Below are 17642 nucleotides of genomic sequence, written 5' to 3'. Positions count from 1 at the left end.
CCCGGTCGGGTCGGTCGTTACACCTGCTCAACGCACCCGGCCCGGAGAATTCTCCGCGTTCGCCCGGATTTTTCATCGGCAGCACCCAGGGCGCCGGAATCAACCCCCGTACCTGACTCCCCAACCGGCACACCGGGGGCTTACCTTATGGGCTATGACCTCCCCGCGCAGTGCCTACGGCAGCGGTTACTACACCGCGTCGTCCTTCAAGGACACCCCCATTTACGACAGCCTCGTCGCCGAGCGGGGCACTCCTCAGATCGCCCCGATCAGGGTGTCGGCCCCCTATGACATGGGTGGCTCGATGGGCAGTTCGCTGCCGGCGCTGCCCGCTCTGCCCTCCGGGCCCTCGCACTCCCCAGCACCCTCCGGCTATCAGGCACCGCAGCCCCAGCAGACCGGCTACTCCCAACAGCCCCAGCAGTACGGGCAGCAGGCCGCTCCCCAGCCCGCGGGGCTCCAGCAGGCCGCCGTCCCTTATATCCCGCAGCAGGCCGGCGCCCCGCGCGGCTACCCGGGCCCGCAGCAGCAGCAATACCAGCAGCGGCCGGCCGCTCCGGGGGGCTATGACGCGATGCGCCCGGTGGCCCCGCGTCCGGCCCAGCCCGAGGACCCGTACGGCAGGCAGTACCCGAACCAGGGCGGATACTGACGAACCAGGGCGGCGTGTGGCCCGGCCGGGTCAACTGTCAGTGGGCACTGGCAAGATGACCGCATGTCCGACCCTGTACCGCCTGTTCTGAAGGCCATCCACTTCTATCCGGTCAAGTCGATGGCAGGCTGCGCACCCGGCGAGGCGGCCGTTGAGCCGTGGGGGCTCGCCGGGGACCGGAGGTGGATGCCGGTCGATGCGGACGGCCGGGCGCTCACCCAGCGCCAGCTGCCGCGGCTGGCCCTGGCCTCGGCGCGGCCCGCGCCGGGCGGCGGGCTGCTGCTGACGGCGCCGGGCGCCGGGCCGTTGGAGGTCGCCGTGCCCTCGGAGCGGGAGCATGGCACGGTCATGGTGGAGCTGTTCCGCGACAAGGTGGAGGCGGTGCCCGCCGCTCCGTCCGCCGATGCCTGGCTGAGCGGCTATCTGGGCATACCGGCCAGGCTGGTGTATATGGACCGGCCGGAGAGCCGTCGTGCGGTCAATCCCAAGTACGCCCTGGCGGGCGAGACGGTGAGTTTCGCCGACGGATATCCGGTGCTGGTCACCACCACCGCCTCGCTGGACGCCCTCAACTCCCTGATCGCGCAAGGCGATGTGCCCGGAGAGGGCCCGCTGCCCATGAACCGCTTCCGCCCCAATCTGGTGGTGGACGGCACCGCCGCCTGGGCCGAGGACGGCTGGCGGCGGCTGAGCATAGGCGAGTTGACCTTCCGGGTCGCCAAGCCCTGCGCCCGCTGTGTGATCACCACCACCGACCAGAGCACCGCCGAGCGCGGCCGGGAACCGCTGCGCACCCTGGCCCGCCACCGCCGCCTGGACGCCGGGCTGGTCTTCGGGCAGTTGCTGATACCGGAGAGCACCGGGCTGCTGCGGGTCGGCGACCGGGTCGAGATCCTCGGCTGAGTGCGGGTGCGACGTCAATGCGAGGCCCGAACCGCCGCTCGCCGGGAGTGATTTCACTCTCCCGCCGCCGGTGCCCGGCATGGCGGGCCACCCTGGCGGAAAGACCGAGGCATAGGGGGTGAGCACCGTGCGCGCGAGGTCCTGGGGATGGCTCGGCCGGCTGCTGCGCCGGCCCGCCTGGCGCTGGCGGCGCAATCCGCTGCGCCGCCGCAGCGATGTGGTGGAGGCGTGGCTGGGGCTGGTGGCGGTGGTGCTGATGCTGGTGGCCGGTCCGGTGGCCGGCTGGGCCTCGGGCTCGCTCGCCCATGGCGCGCTGCGGCATATGGTGCGCCAACAGCGCCTGCACCGGCACCAGGTGGAGGCCGTGCTGCTCAAGGTGCTGCCCGGCCGCCCCATGGACACCGACCCCCAGGCGGACGGCCGGCGCGAGGGCCATCACCGGGTGATAGCCCGATGGCCCGGCCCGGACGGCACGCTGCACACCGGAGTGGTGCCGGTGCACGGCACCGCCGCGGCCGGGAAGCGCTTTTCGATGTGGACGGACGACCAGGGCGGCGCGGCGGGCCGCCCGCTGGACGGTGCCACCGCCCAGGTCCACTCGGTGCTGGCCGGAGTCGGTGCGGCCGCCGCCACGGCGGGCGTCATACAGGGGGCGCGGGTGCTGGCCGTGCGCCGGCTGGTGCGCCGCCGGTACGCCCGCTGGGACCGCGACTGGGAGCAGGCCCGGCACACCTGGGGCCGGGCGGACGCCGGAAGCTGACCGGTCAACTCCCCTGTCCCGCGCACGCTACGGTGGGGCGACGGGACACGGGTCCCGGTGGACGCACGCACGATCTGGGGGCACGGCAGCACCATGGCACAGGGCTCGGTCCAGGTGACGCACACCGGCACGTCGCGGTGGCGGCGGCGTACGGGAGAGTACGACTCGCTCGCGACGGCCCTGGAGGCGTCGGCGGACGGCGATGTGCTCACCATCGCTCCCGGCACCTACCGGGAGAACCTGGTGGTGTCCCGGGCGGTGACCCTGCGCGGCGCCGATGGCTCGCTGGGCTCGGTGCGGATCGCCCCCTCCGAGGGAGTGGCGGTGACGGTGCGGGCCGCCGCCGCGCTGCTGGACCTGCATATCGAGGGGCATGACGCCGCGGTGCCCGCGGTGCTGGTGGCGGACGGCGCCCCGGAGCTGGCCGGGCTGCGGGTGGTGACGCGCTCCTCGGCGGGCATCGAGGTGCGCGGGGGCGCGCGTCCGACCGTGCGCCACTGCACCATTGACAATCTGGCGGGCGTGGGAATCAGCGTGTTGGAAGGGGCGGGCGGGGTCTTCGAGGAGTGCGAGGTGGTGGCGGCCGGCCAGTCCGGGGTGGTGGTGCGCGGCGGTGCCCAGCCGCGCCTGGAGCGCTGCCGGGTGCACCATGCCCGGGGCGCCGGGCTGTCGGTGACGGACGAGGGCAGCACCCTTCAGGCGCTGGGCTGCGAGGTGTACGAGATCAAGGGCGCCGGGGTGCAGCTGGCGGCCCGGGCGGCCGGCCGGCTGACCGACTGCCGGGTGCACCGGGTCACCGCGGACGGGGTGACCCTGGACAACGAGGCCGTACTGGCCCTGTCCGACTGCGACATCCACGACGTCCCGGAGAACGCCGTTGACCTGCGGGCCCGTTCGGTGCTCACCATGACCCGCAGCACGGTGCGCCGCTTCGGGCGCAATGGCCTGTCGGTGTGGGATCCGGGCACCCGGGCCGAGGCCGGCCACTGCGAGATCCAGGACAGCACCGGCGACTATCCGGCGGTCTGGGTGAGCGACGGGGCCAGTGCCGCGCTGACCTCCTGCCGGGTGCACGATGTACCGGACGCCCTGTTCGTCCTGGACCGGGGCTCGGCGGTGGAGGTCGGTGACAGCGATCTGTTCCGGGTGCGCGGTACCGCCGTCTCGGTCAGCGGCGGCGGCGCCGCGCAGCTGGCGGACTGCCGGATCCGGGAGGCGACCACCGGGGCCTGGTTCCGGGACCACGGCAGCGGCGGCACCCTGGCGGGCTGTGTGATCGACGCGACCGCCACCGGCGTGATCGTCACCAAGGGCGCCGACCCCTTGATCGAGCGCTGCACGGTGAGTTCACCGCTGGAGGCGGGGTTCTATGTCTCGGCGGAGGGCCGGGGCACCTTCCGCGGCTGCCGGGTGAGCGGCAGCGGCGGCTATGGCTTCCATGTCATCGACGGCTGCCGGGCGTTGCTGACCGAGTGCCACACCGAGCGCTGTACGCGCGGCGGTTATGAGTTCGCGGACAGCGGACCGGCCGGCGCCGGTAGCGGTCCGCTCACCGAGCGTTGCACCAGTGATGAGGGTGCCGTCCGCGCCCCCGGGGCGCTGGCCGTGGAGACCGTCGCGCGCCCGGCCGCGGTGCCGGTGGTGAGCGTACCCACCCCGCGCGCCCCGGAGCCGCCCGCGGCCGCCCCGGTCCCTTCCTCGCGCCCCCCGGCCTCGGTCCTGGGCGAACTGGACGCCCTGGTGGGGCTGGAGAGCGTCAAGCGCGAGGTGCGGGCCCTCACCGACATGATCGAGGTGGGGCGCCGGCGTCAACTGGCCGGTCTGAAGGCCGCGTCGGTCCGCAGGCATCTGGTCTTCACCGGCTCCCCCGGCACCGGCAAGACCACCGTGGCCCGGCTCTATGGCGAGATCCTGGCCTCCCTGGGGGTGCTGGAGCGCGGGCACCTGGTGGAGGTCTCCCGGGTGGACCTGGTGGGCGAGCACATCGGTTCCACCGCCATCCGCACCCAGGAGGCCTTCGACCGGGCCCGTGGCGGGGTGCTGTTCATCGACGAGGCCTACGCCCTGGCCCCGGAGGACTCCGGGCGGGACTTCGGCCGGGAGGCCATCGACACCCTGGTGAAGCTGATGGAGGACCACCGGGACGCGGTGGTGGTGATCGCCGCCGGCTACACCGCGGAGATGGAGCGCTTCCTGACCGTCAACCCCGGGGTGGCGTCCCGGTTCTCGCGCACCATCACCTTTGGCGACTACACCCCGGAAGAGCTGCTGCGCATCGTGGAACAGCAGGCGGAGGAGCATGAGTACCGGCTCGCCGCGGACGCCTCCCTGGCACTGCTCGGCTACTTCCGGGACCTCCCCAAAGGCCCGGCCTTCGGCAATGGCCGTACCGCCCGGCAGACCTTCGAGGCGATGGTGGAGCGGCATGCCGGCCGGGTGGCGCAGATGCCCGAGGCCAGCACCGAGGACCTGACCCTGCTGTACGCCGCGGACCTGCCGGAACCCGGCTAGCCGGGCGGGGCTGTCGGTGCCTCGTGCGAGGATGGCCGGGTGGTGGGTGAAGGATGGGGTGGCAGTGGTGGGTGACAGTCAGAACCTGCTGGCCGAGCAGCGGCGGGCCCTGATCCTGGACGAGGTCAGACGGCGCGGCGGGGTACGGGTCAACGAGCTCACACGCCGGCTCAATGTGTCGGATATGACGGTGCGCCGTGATCTGGACGCGCTGGCCCGGCAGGGCGTGGTGGAGAAGGTGCACGGCGGTGCGGTGCCGGTGCCCGAGGCCACGGCGCATGAACCGGGCTTCGAGGCCAAGTCGGCGCTGGAGCTGCGGGCCAAGGAGGAGATAGCCCGGGCGGCGGTGGCCATGGCCGCGCCGGGCAGTGCGATAGCGCTGGCGGGCGGCACCACGGTTTATGCCCTGGCGCAGCGGCTGGTGGGGGTGCCGGATCTGACGGTGGTGACCAACTCGGTGCGGGTGGCCGAGGTGTTCCACAACGCCCGTCGTCCGGTGGGCGGTTCGCCCTCGGCCGCCCGGCCCGGGGCGGCCACGGTGGTGCTCACCGGTGGGGTGCGTACCCCTTCGGACACCCTGGTGGGCCCGGTGGCGGACGCCGCCATCCGTTCCCTGCACTTCGATGTGCTGTTCATCGGGGTGCACGGGATATCGGCGCAGGCCGGGCTGTCCACGCCCAATCTGGCGGAGGCGGAGACCAACCGGCACTTCGTAAGGGCGGCCCGCCGGGTGGTGGTGCTGGCCGACCACACCAAGTGGGGCACGGTGGGCCTGAGTTCCTTCGCCTCGCTGGCGGAGGTGGACGCGCTGGTGACGGACTCGGGGCTGTCGCCGGACGCCCGGGCGGAGATGGCCGAGCTGCTGCCGCGGCTGGTGGTGGCGGAGGAGGAGGCCAAGGCCGAGGGGCCCTGAAGACATCGGGGTGTACAGGGGCTAAGGTGTGCGGGCCCGCTCGACCCGCCGACCCCCGGGGGTTACCCAGATGGCGCGCCAACTCCGCCCTGTGGGCGTTGATTTCGCCGGGACGGCCCGGTTGCGGATGACCTTCACCGCCGTGCTGGCGGCCGGTCCGGAGGCGGTCTACCGGGCACTGGCGGAGGATGTGACGGCCTGGCCGCAGTGGTTCCGTGCGGTGACGCTGGCCCGGCCGGCGGAGACCGCCGGGCGCCGTGGCCGGGTGATCGGCCTGGCGGGCGGGGTCCGGTTCGCCGAGACCATCATGGCCGCGGAGCCCTCCCGGCGGTACACCTACCGGATCGACCGGACCAATGTGCCCGCGGTGCGCGGCATGCTGGAGGACTGGCGGCTCTCTCCGGCGGGGGCCGGTACGGCGCTGTCCTGGACCGTGGCCCTGGACGCCCCGCCGCCGGTGCGGTGGCTGCTCCGGCTGGCCAGGCCCGCGTTCCGGCGCGCCTTCCGGCAGGCGGTGGGCTGCCTGGACGTCCGGCTGGCCGGGCTCAGCCGGTCCACCGGCCGGTCGTGAGGAACTCCGTGATGGTCCGGGTGTGGGGCTCGATGTCCAGCCCCTGCGCGGCCAGCCAGACGTCGGAGTAGTAGCGGTCCAGATAGCGGTCGCCGGAGTCGCAGATCAGGGTGACCACACTGCCCGTCCGGCCCGCCTGGAGCAGCTCCGCGGTGATCTTCAGGGCGCTCCACAGCCCGGTCCCGGTGGAGCCGCCGGCCTTGCGTCCCAGGGCCTGTTCCAGGACCCGTACCGCGGCCACCGTGGCGGCGTCCGGGACCTTCATCATCCGGTCGATGACCTCCGGCAGGAAGCTGGGCTCCATCCGGGGCCGTCCGATGCCCTCGATCCGGGAGGGGTGATCGCAGCGCGCGGCCGGGTCGTGGTTCCGCCAGCCGTCGAAGAAGCAGGAGTTCTCCGGGTCGGCGACACACAGCAGGGTGTCGTACTGCATATAGCGCACATAGCGGGCGATGGTCGCCGAGGTGCCGCCGGTGCCCGCGGTGGCCACGATCCAGGCCGGCTCGGGGTGGCGTTCCAGGCTCAGCTGGCCGAAGACGGACTCGGCGATGTTGTTGTTGCCCCGCCAGTCGGTGGCCCGCTCGGCGTAGGTGAACTGGTCCAGATAGTGGCCCCCGGTACGCTCCGCCAGGACCGCCGCCTCCTGGTACATTCCGCGCGGGTCGTCCACGAAGTGGCACTGGCCTCCCTGCAGTTGGATGAGGCGGGATTTCTCCGCGCTGGTGCTGCGCGGCATGACCGCGATGAACGGCACCCCGATCAGCCGGGCGAAGTACGCCTCGGAGACGGCGGTGGACCCGCTGGATGCCTCGATCACCGGGACTCCGGGACGGATCCAGCCGTTGCACAGCCCGTAGAGGAACAGCGAGCGGGCCAGGCGGTGTTTGAGACTGCCGGTGGGGTGGGTGGACTCGTCTTTCAGATAGAGGTCGATGTCCCACTCCGCGGGCAGCGGGAAGCGCAGCAGATGGGTGTCGGCGGAACGGCCGCCCTCGGCCCGGATCCTGCGTACGGACTCCTTGAGCCAGCTCCGGTAGCCGGGATCGCTGCGGTCCACATCGACGGTCGCCCCCGGGTTCGCTGGCTGGTTCACGGCGCACCTCGCGATGTCCGTCCGGGCCCCTGCGGATCACCGGGACATTTCGATCGTACGATCATAAACGGACCCTGGTGCGGTGGCCTTCTCAAGGGCACACTGCGCACCAGAGAAGACCTTTCGTCCGGAAAGGCGGTGCGTCGTGGCGGAACCGGAGTTCACCGCGAAGGGGGTGCGGATCGACAAGCCCTTCCTCCGCTCCCTCACCCGGGCCGGCCAGGTGAAGATCCACGACGGCAGGCTGGAACTGCTGACCAGTTACGGCCGGGAGATCGACAGCGCTCCGGTGCACACGGTTCAGGCGAGCAAGGCGTGGTTCACCACCGGTGAACGGGCCCGGGCCGTGGTCAACGGCACGCGCTATACGCTCACTTTGGGGCCGGGCGGCTCCACCGACGAGGCCCCGGGGGGCTGCACGGTGGAGGGCTTTCTGGAGGCGGTGCGCTCGGCCCGCGGCGAGGCGGCGCCGGAGGGGTAGCGCACAAGTTGCGAAGGCGGCGGCCCGGCCGGAACCTTGACTCAGACAGCCTCACCGAGGGTTCATCGGCGGTTGCGTTGTGGAACGGTTTCCGCCGGACGGGCCGGAAGCGTCACGACCGGAGGGAACAGCCGCGTCTCGCGGCGCGTATCCGCATCAGGCTAGCCCTACTTCTTCAGGGAGTCGCAGCCGTGATCAGCCGAGTGAACAAGCACTGCACCGTTGAACTCCAGGCTCTCCCGCAACGGATCGGCCAGGTCCGCAGAATCGTATCCGCGCAACTGCGTTACTGGCACCTCGATTCCCTTATCGACACCGCCGCCCTCGGGGTCACCGAACTGCTCACCAACGTCCACCAGCACGCGGGCCCCGACAAGCGCTGCACGGTGGAACTCGCCCTGGTCCAGGGCCAGCTCACCGTCTCGGTGCGCGACCATGGACCGCGGCTGCCCCGGCTGACCAGCCCGGGCCGGGCCGGCACCCACGGCCGGGGGCTGGCGCTGATCGCGGCGCTGAGCACCCGCTGGGGCGTACAGCGGCACCATGAGGGCGGAAAAGTCGTCTGGTTTACGCTCAGGGAGCCCGTCGCGGCCCCGGCCGCCGGACCGGCTCCGGCGGTACGGACCGGCGCCGGCCGCCGGCGCCCGGCCGCGCTCCAGGCGCTCCAGGAGGGCGGGTTGGGCGCACCGGGGAGTGAACTGCGGCCGACGCCCCTGGGCAAGCCTTCCGCCGCGCGCTCCGCCGTGGCCGGCTAGCGCTTGCCTGACGGCTCCCGGCCGACCGCTGGGGCGCCCCGTAAGGGGCGCGGGGAACTGCGCGACCAGCCACCGACAGCCCGCACCTGACACACAACCAAGGGTATGGGGCCGCTCACCGGGGAAACTGCACCCGGCGACGGCACGTTCAGGCACCGCCCTGCCGGGCAGCCGGCCGCCGGGGGCACCCCGTCCGGTCGCGGGGCGCCCAACGCCCGCGCCGCGCACCCACATTCACCCCAGCGCCGCCAGCGGATCGTCCAGCACCGGCTGCCAGGCGGCCTCCGCCGCTCCGATCAGGCTGCTGTGCTCCAGCGTGCTCGGCAGAATCGGCACACTGCCGCTGCGCCCCCACAGACTGCGGTCGGCGACCACCGCCCGCAGCCGCTCGGGATCCGCCTTGAGCAGCTCGCCATGCAGTCCGCCGAGCACAATGCGGTCCGGGTTGAGGATGTTGACCAGCCCTGCCAGCCCCAACCCCAGCCGGTCCACGAGGAGTTCGGCCCCGGCCCGTACCGCGGGATCCGTGTACTCGGTGCGCAGCAGGTCGGCGGACTGGCGCAGCAGGGACCCATCGGGTCCGGGCTTGCGGCCGGCGGCGGTCAGGAAGGCCAGCGGGTCGGCCTCCACGTCCAGGCAGCCCCGGCTGCCGCAGAAGCAGGGCAGTCCCGCCGGGTTGACGGTGAGATGGCCGACCTCCAGGGCCAGGCCCGAACTGCCGGTGTGCAGACGGCCGTCGAGGACCAGCGCCCCGCCGACGCCCCGGTGGCCGGTGGCGACGCACAGCAGATGCCGGGCTCCGCGCCCGGCGCCATGGCGGTGTTCGGCCAGCGCGGCGAGGTTGATGTCATTGCCCGCATGGCCGGCCAGCGGGCGGCCGCCGGGCCCCCGCACCCCGGCCTTGGCCAGGGCCTCGGTGAACAGTTCACGCACCGGGACTCCGGCCGGCCAGGACAGATGGATCGGGTTGAGCGCCTTGCCCTCCGGCTCGGCCACGGCCGAGGGCATCGCCAGCCCGGCGCCCAGGCACCGGCGGCCGGTCTCCCGCAGCAGGCCGGCCCCGGCCTCCACCACGGCGTCGATGATCTGCACCGGGTCCGGGGGTACCTCCAGGCAGGCGGGGGCGGTGGCGATCATCCGGCCGCCCAGGCCCACCAGGGCGGCCCGGAATCCGTCCGCGTGCAGCTGGGCGGCCAGTACCACCGGGCCGTGGGGCGCGATGGACAGCCGGTGCGAGGGACGGCCCTGGGAGCCCGCGGCCGCGCCCGGCCGGGCGTCCACCTGGATAAGTCCGAGCGCCTCCAGCTCGGCGGCCACGGCTCCGGCGGTCGCCCGGGTCACGCCGAGTTCGGCGGTGAGCACGGCGCGGGTGGGGGCGCGACCGGTGTGTACGAGCTCCAGGGCGGGGCCGAGAGCCGCACGGCCCCGCTCCAATCGTGTTGTCCGAGTCTGGGTCACGCCCCTATTCTGACTTTGTGCCGACACTAAACAAAACATGGACGGCCATTTCGGGGGGACAGCACACGGAGGCGGCCGATTCCGCCCTCCGCCGCCTCCGTATCGCCCTGACCGTTTTCTTCGCCCTGGACGGCTTTCTGTTCGCCGGCTGGGTGGTACGCATCCCCGCGGTCAAAGCGCGGACCGGCGCCTCGACCGGCGCCCTTGGCCTGGCCCTGCTGGGGGTTTCCGCGGGCGCCGTGGCCACCATGATGCTCACCGGGCGGCTGTGCCGGCGCTTTGGCAACCATCCGGTGACGGTGGTGTCGGGCGTGGCCATGTCGCTGGGCATCGCGCTGCCGCCGCTGGCCCGTTCGGCACCGGCGCTGGGCCTGGTGCTGCTGCTCTTCGGCGCCGCCTATGGCGGGATCAATGTGGCCATGAACAGCGCCGCCGTCGATCTGGTGGCCGCGCTGCGCCGGCCGGTGATGCCGAGCTTCCACGCCGCCTTCAGCGTCGGCGGCATGCTGGGCGCGGGCCTGGGCGCGCTGGTCGCCGGGCGGCTCTCCGCCGCCCGGCACCTATGGCTGCTGACCGCCCTCGGCCTGCTGGTCAGCCTGATCGCCGGACGCGCCCTGCTCTCCCGCCCGGCACCGCGGGCGCAGGCCCCGGCCGCGGCGGAGCCCGCCACCACCGAATCCGTCCCGGGCCGCCGGGCGGCCGCCGCCCGCCCGGCGGTCCCGGCCCGTCCGGCGCGCGGCGGATACGGCCTGGTGGCCGTGTTCGGGGTGATCGCCCTGTGCACGGCCTATGGCGAGGGAGCCCTCGCCGACTGGGGCGCCCTCCACCTCCAGCAGGACCTGGGCACCGGCGCCGGTGTGGCGGCCGCGGGCTACTCGGTCTTCGCCCTTGCCATGACCGCCGGGCGGCTCGGCGGCTCGCTGCTGCTGCACCGGCTGGGCCAGACCCGGACCCTGGTGGCCGGTGGCGTCACCGCCGCCCTGGGCATGCTGCTCGGCTCCCTGGCCCCGACCCTGTGGGCGGCCCTGGCCGGGTTTGTCATCACCGGCCTGGGGCTGGCCAATATCTTCCCCGTGGCGGTGGGCCGGGCCGGTGAGCTGGCCGGACCGAACGGCGTCGCAGCCGCCTCCACCCTGGGCTATGGCGGCATGCTGCTCGGCCCGCCCGCCATCGGCCTGCTGGCCGACCACTCCTCGCTGCCAGTGGCCCTGACCACCGTGGCCGGACTGGCCGCACTGGCGGCGGCGGTGGCCTGGTTGACTCGGGGGGCGGGTATCCGCTGAGACCCGGGGCAGGGGACTCGGTATCGGGCACGGGAGTCGATATGACACGGCATGACTGGCAGTGCGCCGGGGTGCGCTGGCTGCTGGAGGGTCCTGCGCTGGTGTGGCTCGGCCCGGACGGCGGGGAGCGCCTCTCTCCCCTGCCGGCGGGACGGCCGGTGGGCTTCACCACCGTCGGCCGGCGGCACTGCACCGGAGTGCGCCGCGGCGGCCGGCACACCCCCTGCCCGGTGAAGGCGGAAGTGCCCGTCACGGCCGTCTCGGCGCAGTGCGCCGACTGTGCCCGGCTGGACCGTTCGCGCTCGGTGGCCGCCGACACCATGGCCGACGATCCACGGCCCTATGACGTCTATCTCGCCTGGTTCGGGCCCGGCTTGGTCAAGGTGGGCATCACCGCCGCCGAACGGGAGGGCGCCCGGCTGCTCGAACAGGCCGCGCTTTCCTATGCCTTGCTCGGCCGGGGACCTCTGATGGCCGCCCGCCGGGCCGAGGCGGTGCTGGGTGCGGCACTGGACGTGCCGGACCGCTTCCCTTATGCCGCCAAGCGGGCCGCCCGTCATCCGCTGCCCGGCCGGCGGCTGCGCACCGAGCAGCTGGCCGCCCTGCACCAACGAGCCTGTGCGCTTCCGCAGTTGCCGGATTCGCTGGCCGTGCGGCCGTTCCACGCGGTGCACCATGACAGCGCCTTCCATCTGGAAGGGCTCTCCTCCGGCGGCGCCCTGGTGACGCTGGACGCCGGGCAGACGGTGGCCGGACGGGTGGCGGCCGTCTGCGGCCCGGATCTCCATCTGCACACGGCGGACGGCCGGCTGCTGCTGATCGATCTCCGTCTGCTGGCGGGCTGGACGCTGACCGCCGCCGCGCCGGACGCCCCGACGACCGCCACGGTGCGCGCCCCCGAACAGGCCGGGCCCGAGCCGCTGTTCTGAGCCGCCCGCCGCGGCCGCCGCCCTGGCGCCCGGCACCGCCGGCCCCCGGTGGACACCCATGGCTCAGGAACCGGCCGGCGCGGACTCCGGGTCGGTGATCCCTATCTGGTGTGCCAGCCCCCGCACCGAGTGGGCGAAGAAGGCATCCCGGGCCTCCACCACATTGTTGAACTGGCCGAAGAGCTCAAAGCCGATCAAGCCGAAGAGCTGCGCCCAGGAGGCGACCAGCGCGGCCGCCACGGGGGCGGGCAGGCCCAGGGCGTATTCGGCGGTCAGCCGCTCCAGATCGGTGCAGACCACCGGGGGCGCCGGCGGCACCTGCAACTCCTTGAGCCGGCCGGCGGCGTGCGCGTCCCGGGCGATGGCCACCAGGGCCAGCGCCACCCGGCCGGCCGGCTCGATGGTGGCCTCCGGGGCCTGGTAGCCGGGCACCGGGGAGCCATAGATCAACGCGTACTCATGGGGGTGCGCCAGCGCCCACTCGCGCACCGCCCCGCACACCGCCGACCAGCGGGCCGCCGGATCGGCCGGATCGGCGGCCGCCAGCGCCGCCTCGGCACGGGCGCCCACCGCGTCATAGGCGTCCACGATCAGGGCGGTCAGCAATTCGTCACGGCTGGGGAAATAGCGGTAGAGCGCGGAGGAGACCATGCCCAGCTCACGGGCGACGGCCCGCAGCGACAGCTTGGCCGCCCCGTCCCGCGCAAGCTGCCGGCGCGCTTCCTCCTTGATGGCCGCGACGATCTCGTCCCGGGCACGTTCCCTGGCTCCTCTGATGGCGCTCATGGCGTCAAGTCTGCCAGTGCGCGGAGCAATGCACAACAACGAGAGCGGTGCTCTTGCGCGAGAGCAGCGGACCGTGCACACTGATCTCAGTCGAGAGCACCGCTCTCTCAAAGCTTGGGGGATCCTCATGGCGCACTACATCAAGCCCGGCTTCGCCGACCGACTCGCCGGGGCGGTGGTCGGCCGGCTGGCCCGGCACGGGGTGAGCCTGGCGGGCGCGGCGGAGTTGTCGGTCCGGGGCCGGGTCAGCGGGGAGTGGCGGCAACTGCCGGTCAATCCGCTGGAGTTCGGTGGCGGCCACTATCTGGTCTCCGCCCGCGGCGAGGGGCAGTGGGTGCGCAATATGCGAGCGGCCGGAGAGGGCAGGCTCCAAGTGGGCTCAACGGTGCGCCGGTTCACTGCCACCGAGCTGCCGGACGAGGAGAAGCCCGCGGTGCTGCGGGCCTATCTGGAGCGCTGGGGTCGCCAGGTGGGGCGGTTCTTCGATGGGGTCGATGCCAGGTCCGGCGATGCGGAGCTGCTGAGGATCGCCTCCCGGCACCCGGTCTTCCGGATATCCGATGCCGCCTGAGCGAGGGGCTCGGCAGGGGCGGAGCGGTTCCGCCGCGCCACCCGGCCCGCTCAGGGGCGGGCAGGGAGCACGGCGGATGGCGAGGGAGGCGGGATGAGGCGGCGGATCAGCGGCGGTCCATCGCCGAGAGGGCGCGCCGGGCCACCGGGTGGGTACGGACGATCTCGGCCAGGGAGGTCTTGCCCTGGGTGATCTCGGCAAAGGCCCGCCAGGCCGGGCCGAAGCCGGTGACCGCGGCGTGGAAGAGGCCGGGGCGGCGCTCGAACAGGGCCAGCACCCGCCGTCCGACGCCCATCTCCACTCCCAGGCCGGCCTTGATGGCGAAGGCGTAGTTGAGGGCCTGGCGCCGGGCGTCCACGGCGTCCTGGGCCTCGGCGATGCGCACCGCCCACTCCCCCGCCAGCCGTCCCGAGCGCAGTGCGTAGGAGATCCCCTCCCGGGTCCAGGGCTCCAGCAGTCCGGCGGCGTCACCGCAGACGATCACCCGGCCTCGGGACAGCGGGGAGTCGGCGGCCCGGCAGCGGGTCAAGTGGCCCGAGGAGATGGCCGGTTCGAAGCCCGACAGCCCCAGCCGGGCGATGAAGTCCTCCAGATACCGCTTGGTTTCCGCGCCCTCCCCGCGTGCGGAGATCACTCCTACCGTCAGGGTGTCGCCCTTGGGAAAGACCCAGCCGTAACTGCCCGGCAGCGGGCCCCAGTCGATGTGCACCCGTCCCGCCCAGTCCTCGGCGACGGTGGCCGGCACCGGGATCTCCGCCTCCAGGCCGAGATCGACCTGCTCCAGCTTGACCCCGACATGGGCGCCTATCCGCCCGGCGCTGCCATCGGCGCCGACCACGGCGCGGGCATGCAGGGCGGTGCCGTCACCGAGCACCACGGCCACGGTGCGGCGGTCGGGCACCTCGGGTCCGTGCTGCTCGACCCGGGAGACCGTCACCCCGGTGCGCACCTCGGCGCCGGCGCCCTTGGCCGACTCCACCAGGGCGGCGTCGAACTCCGGCCGGTTGATCAGTCCGAAGAGCATCCGCTTGGAGCGGCGGGTGCGGGTGAGCTTTCCATTGAGAGAGAAGGTGACAGCATGTACCCGGTCCCGCAGGGGCAGTTGGAAGCCGGGCGGCAGGGCGTCGCGGGAGGGGCCGATGATCCCGCCGCCGCAGGTCTTGTAGCGCGGCAGTTCCGACTTCTCCAGCAACAGGACGCGGCGTCCGGCGACCGCCGCGGCATGGGCCGCCGAGGCTCCGGCCGGGCCCGCCCCCACCACGATGACGTCCCACTCCGGCCCGCTGTCCGAAGGGGCGCCCCGGCCCGCGTCCTGGGCTGCGTTGTCGCTGCTCACCTGTGCTTCTACTCCCGCTCGATCACCGGCTACGGCTACCGCCCGCATCCTACGGCCCGCACCCCGGCCCGCCGGCCGCGGGAAGCCCCGCGAGCGGGCTCGGGGGTCCATGGCAGGATCGGAGGAGCAATCGGCCGTATGTACGGATCGCTCAGTCGCGCACCAAGGAGCGTTTTATGGAATCGTCCCCCACCCCGCAGCCGGCCTCCGCCGAGCTGGCGGCCACCGTGGCCTCGCTGCTGCCCCGGGCCAGGACGGAGCTGGCGGAGCTGGTCGCCTTCAAGTCGGTGGCGGACGAGGCCCAGTTCCCCCGCAGTGAGTGCGAGGCCGCGGCCAACTGGGTCGCCGAGGCGCTGCGCGCCGAGGGCTTCACGGATGTGGCGGTGCTGGACACCCCGGACGGCACTCAGTCGGTCTACGGTCTGCTGCCCGGCCCGGCCGGCGCCCCGACCGTGCTCCTCTACGCCCACTACGACGTGCAGCCGCCGCTGGACGAGGCCGCCTGGATCTCGCCGCCCTTCGAGCTGACCGAGCGGGACGGCCGTTGGTTCGGGCGCGGGGCCGCCGACTGCAAGGGCGGCCTGATCATGCATCTGACGGCCCTGCGGGCGCTGAAGGCGCACGGCGGAGTGCCGGTGAACGTCAAGGTGATCGTCGAGGGCTCCGAGGAGCAGGGCACCGGCGGCCTGGAGCGCTACGCCGAGGCGCACCCCGAGCTGCTGGCCGCCGACGCCGTGGTGATCGGCGACGCGGGCAACTTCCGGCTGGGTCTGCCCACCGTCACCGCCACCCTGCGCGGTATGACCCTGGTGCAGGTCCAGGTGGACACCCTGGAGGGCAATCTGCACTCCGGAATGTTCGGCGGCGCCGCGCCGGACGCCCTGGGCGCCCTGATCCGCATCCTGGACTCGCTGCGTGCCGAGGACGGCTCCACCACCGTCAACGGCCTTGATTCGGAAGGAAGCTGGGAGGGACTGCAGTATCCGGAGGACGACTTCCGGGCGGACGCCAAGGTGCTTGACGGCGTCGGCCTGATCGGTTCCGGCACGGTCGCCGACCGGATCTGGGCCCGCCCGGCGGTGACGGTGCTGGGCATCGACTGCCCGCCGGTCGTCGGCGCCACCCCCTCGGTGCACGCCAGTGCCCGGGCCCTGGTGAGCCTGCGGGTGCCGCCGGGCATCGACGCCGCCGAGGCCACCCGGCTGCTGCGCGCGCACCTGGAGTCGGCGGCGCCCTGGGGTGCCCGGGTGGCCACCAAGCAGGTCGGCCAGGGGCAGCCGTTCCGCGCCGACACCTCCAGCCCCGCCTATGCATCGATGGCGGCCGCGCTGAGCACCGCCTATGACGGCCAGGAGATGCAGATCGCCGGGGTCGGCGGCTCCATCCCGCTGTGCAACACCCTTGCCGGGCTCTACCCCGAGGCGGAGATCCTGCTGATCGGCCTCAGCGAGCCGGAGGCCCAGATCCACGCGGTCAACGAGAGCGTCTCCCCGCGGGAACTGGAGCGGCTCTCGCTCGCCGAGGCCCTGTTCCTGCTGGACTATGCGGGCAAGCGGGGCTGAGCCGGGCCCACCGGTCAGCCGACGGGGACGCCCGCCTCAAGATTGAGCGGACGTCCCCGTTCCCGGGCCCGCAGGGCCCAGCGCAGCCGGTTCAGCCGGACCGGCGGCAGCAGGGTGGCCGCCTCCTCCTCGGTGGCGAAGCGCCAGCCGCGCAGTTCCGCACCGGGCAGCAGCAGCCGGCGGGCCTCGGCCTGGGTCAGCTTCCCGCCGTCGAAGAGCAGGCGCAGCCCGCCGAAGCCGGGCGGCCTGGGCGGCTCCCAGTCGACCACCAACAGCCTTGGGACCTCGGTGAGTTCGATGCCGGTCTCCTCGGCCACCTCACGCATTCCGGCCCGGGCCGGGGCCTCGCCCGGTTCCACCACTCCGCCCGGGAACTCCCAGCCGGGCTTGTAGGTGGGGTCCACCAGCAGCACCCGGTCCTCCTCGTCGAAGAGCAGTACCCCGGCGGCGAGGGTCTCGGCCCTGGGTTCCGGGGTCTGGACGATGGGGCAGGCGGCGGCGCTCCCGTCGCGCACCGCCTCCGCCACCCGCTCGGCGACCTGGCGGGGGGTGAGCCGGCTGGTGTCCACGGCGAAGGCGTCCTGCCGCAGCCAGTCCAGGGCCTGCCGGTAGGGGGCGATGTGCTCGCGCGCCCACTGTCGGCAGCGCTCACTGGCCACCGGGTCGCCGGCCACCTCCACCCGCTGCTCTATCCGCGCCCGCAGTATCGTTTCCTCAGAGGTCAACAGCACATGGCTCACCCGTATCCGGCGAGCCGCGAGTGCTCCGAAGATCTCGTCCCGGTACTCCTGCCGCAGCAGACTCATGGGCACGATCTGTGTCCCGCCCAATTCGGCCAGCATGGCCGCCGCGGTGTCCGCCACCAGCCGCCGCCAGATCGGCAGGTCCTGATAGTCGCCCACCCCCGCCATCCGCTCCGGCGGCAACAGATGGCGCAGCGCCCCGCCGGTGACCTCGGGATCGTAGATATGGCTGTCCGGGATGAGAGCGGTCAACTCCCTTGCCGTGCTGGTCTTTCCGCCACCGAATGGACCGTTCAGCCAGACGATCACGGTTCCCCCCTTCTCCGCAAGGCGCC

The 17642-nt window shown here is 73.1% G+C and carries 17 protein-coding genes; 12 read left to right on the top strand and 5 right to left on the bottom strand.

Translation table 11 applies throughout. The features are described from left to right. Window positions 1–154 precede the first annotated feature (154 nt). The 6 genes from CV755_RS00705 (at window position 155) to CV755_RS00680 (ending at window position 6310) form a co-directional block, all read left to right on the top strand. Window positions 155–652 carry a DUF6643 family protein gene (locus tag CV755_RS00705; RefSeq protein WP_109278126.1) on the top strand — a complete coding sequence of 166 codons (498 nt, stop codon included), beginning with the start codon at window positions 155–157 and terminating at the stop codon, window positions 650–652. 63 nt (window positions 653–715) lie between these two features. Then, on the top strand, window positions 716–1555 hold the full coding sequence (locus CV755_RS00700) for an MOSC domain-containing protein (RefSeq protein ID WP_109278125.1): 840 nt from the start codon (window positions 716–718) through the stop codon (window positions 1553–1555). A 127-nt stretch (window positions 1556–1682) separates the two neighbouring features. Then, a complete protein-coding gene (locus CV755_RS00695; RefSeq protein WP_241560884.1) occupies window positions 1683–2315 on the top strand; it encodes an Rv1733c family protein in 633 nt (210 codons plus the stop codon). A 93-nt stretch (window positions 2316–2408) separates the two neighbouring features. Further along, window positions 2409–4826 (top strand): right-handed parallel beta-helix repeat-containing protein, encoded by a 2418-nt coding sequence (locus tag CV755_RS00690; RefSeq protein WP_109278163.1) that lies wholly within the window; start codon window positions 2409–2411, stop codon window positions 4824–4826. 67 nt (window positions 4827–4893) lie between these two features. Then, window positions 4894–5739, top strand: a complete 846-nt coding sequence (locus CV755_RS00685) for a DeoR/GlpR family DNA-binding transcription regulator (RefSeq protein ID WP_109278162.1) — start codon at window positions 4894–4896, stop codon at window positions 5737–5739. Between the two features lie 70 nt (window positions 5740–5809). Next, on the top strand, window positions 5810–6310 hold the full coding sequence (locus tag CV755_RS00680; protein WP_109278124.1) for an SRPBCC family protein: 501 nt from the start codon (window positions 5810–5812) through the stop codon (window positions 6308–6310). Here the strand turns inward: CV755_RS00680 and CV755_RS00675 are convergent. Further along, entirely contained in the window at window positions 6285–7403 is a 1119-nt protein-coding gene (locus tag CV755_RS00675; RefSeq protein ID WP_338323612.1) for a PLP-dependent cysteine synthase family protein, read from the bottom strand. The two genes, CV755_RS00680 and CV755_RS00675, sit on opposite strands and share 26 nt — an antisense overlap. A 145-nt stretch (window positions 7404–7548) precedes the next feature. On the opposite strand from CV755_RS00675, the gene CV755_RS00670 reads away from it, so the two are divergent. Then, window positions 7549–7884 carry a hypothetical protein gene (locus CV755_RS00670; protein ID WP_109278122.1) on the top strand — a complete coding sequence of 112 codons (336 nt, stop codon included), beginning with the start codon at window positions 7549–7551 and terminating at the stop codon, window positions 7882–7884. A 191-nt stretch (window positions 7885–8075) separates the two neighbouring features. Next, window positions 8076–8639: an ATP-binding protein gene (locus CV755_RS00665; RefSeq protein ID WP_109278121.1), complete on the top strand. Its 564-nt coding sequence runs from the start codon at window positions 8076–8078 to the stop codon at window positions 8637–8639. Between the two features lie 234 nt (window positions 8640–8873). On the opposite strand, the gene CV755_RS00660 is transcribed toward CV755_RS00665, so the two are convergent. Further along, window positions 8874–10136 carry an ROK family protein gene (locus tag CV755_RS00660; RefSeq protein WP_164503262.1) on the bottom strand — a complete coding sequence of 421 codons (1263 nt, stop codon included), beginning with the start codon at window positions 10134–10136 and terminating at the stop codon, window positions 8874–8876. Here CV755_RS00660 and CV755_RS00655 point away from each other — a divergent pair. Together CV755_RS00655 and CV755_RS00650 are read left to right on the top strand one after the other, a co-directional pair. Then, window positions 10115–11380 (top strand): MFS transporter, encoded by a 1266-nt coding sequence (locus CV755_RS00655; protein WP_109278119.1) that lies wholly within the window; start codon window positions 10115–10117, stop codon window positions 11378–11380. The two genes, CV755_RS00660 and CV755_RS00655, sit on opposite strands and share 22 nt — an antisense overlap. A gap of 41 nt (window positions 11381–11421) precedes the next feature. Next, on the top strand, window positions 11422–12309 hold the full coding sequence (locus tag CV755_RS00650; RefSeq protein ID WP_109278118.1) for a DUF2797 domain-containing protein: 888 nt from the start codon (window positions 11422–11424) through the stop codon (window positions 12307–12309). Between the two features lie 63 nt (window positions 12310–12372). Here the strand turns inward: CV755_RS00650 and CV755_RS00645 are convergent, their stop codons facing one another. Then, a complete protein-coding gene (locus CV755_RS00645; RefSeq protein ID WP_109278117.1) occupies window positions 12373–13095 on the bottom strand; it encodes a TetR/AcrR family transcriptional regulator in 723 nt (240 codons plus the stop codon). A gap of 127 nt (window positions 13096–13222) precedes the next feature. On the opposite strand from CV755_RS00645, the gene CV755_RS00640 reads away from it, so the two are divergent. After that, the gene (locus tag CV755_RS00640; protein ID WP_241560883.1) at window positions 13223–13666 is read left to right on the top strand and encodes a nitroreductase family deazaflavin-dependent oxidoreductase; all 444 of its coding nucleotides are present in this window, start codon (window positions 13223–13225) and stop codon (window positions 13664–13666) included. Between the two features lie 106 nt (window positions 13667–13772). Here CV755_RS00640 and CV755_RS00635 read toward each other — a convergent pair whose 3' ends face one another. Continuing rightward, the gene (locus CV755_RS00635) at window positions 13773–15002 is read right to left on the bottom strand and encodes a geranylgeranyl reductase family protein (RefSeq protein ID WP_241560882.1); all 1230 of its coding nucleotides are present in this window, start codon (window positions 15000–15002) and stop codon (window positions 13773–13775) included. 176 nt (window positions 15003–15178) lie between these two features. Between CV755_RS00635 and CV755_RS00630 the strand changes: the two genes are divergently transcribed. After that, on the top strand, window positions 15179–16564 hold the full coding sequence (locus CV755_RS00630) for a dipeptidase (RefSeq protein ID WP_109278114.1): 1386 nt from the start codon (window positions 15179–15181) through the stop codon (window positions 16562–16564). A gap of 14 nt (window positions 16565–16578) precedes the next feature. Here the strand turns inward: CV755_RS00630 and CV755_RS00625 are convergent, their stop codons facing one another. Continuing rightward, on the bottom strand, window positions 16579–17616 hold the full coding sequence (locus CV755_RS00625; protein ID WP_193553320.1) for an NUDIX hydrolase: 1038 nt from the start codon (window positions 17614–17616) through the stop codon (window positions 16579–16581). Window positions 17617–17642: the final 26 nt, after the last annotated feature.

Source organism: Streptomyces orinoci (assembly GCF_003121295.1).
Taxonomy (GTDB): Bacteria; Actinomycetota; Actinomycetes; order Streptomycetales; family Streptomycetaceae; genus Streptomyces; species Streptomyces orinoci.
The sequence above is the reverse complement of the archived record's forward strand: the minus strand, read 5'-3'. Positions and strand labels throughout refer to the sequence as shown.

Coding starts and splice junctions, on each gene's coding strand:
- CV755_RS00630 (WP_109278114.1), top strand. CDS start 15,179: ATGGAATCGTCCCCCACCCCGCAGCCGGCCTCCGCCGAGCTGGCGGCC.
- CV755_RS00645 (WP_109278117.1), bottom strand. CDS start 13,095: ATGAGCGCCATCAGAGGAGCCAGGGAACGTGCCCGGGACGAGATCGTC.
- CV755_RS00690 (WP_109278163.1), top strand. CDS start 2,409: ATGGCACAGGGCTCGGTCCAGGTGACGCACACCGGCACGTCGCGGTGG.
- CV755_RS00705 (WP_109278126.1), top strand. CDS start 155: ATGACCTCCCCGCGCAGTGCCTACGGCAGCGGTTACTACACCGCGTCG.
- CV755_RS00700 (WP_109278125.1), top strand. CDS start 716: ATGTCCGACCCTGTACCGCCTGTTCTGAAGGCCATCCACTTCTATCCG.
- CV755_RS00640 (WP_241560883.1), top strand. CDS start 13,223: ATGGCGCACTACATCAAGCCCGGCTTCGCCGACCGACTCGCCGGGGCG.
- CV755_RS00650 (WP_109278118.1), top strand. CDS start 11,422: ATGACACGGCATGACTGGCAGTGCGCCGGGGTGCGCTGGCTGCTGGAG.
- CV755_RS00660 (WP_164503262.1), bottom strand. CDS start 10,136: ATGTTTTGTTTAGTGTCGGCACAAAGTCAGAATAGGGGCGTGACCCAG.
- CV755_RS00680 (WP_109278124.1), top strand. CDS start 5,810: ATGGCGCGCCAACTCCGCCCTGTGGGCGTTGATTTCGCCGGGACGGCC.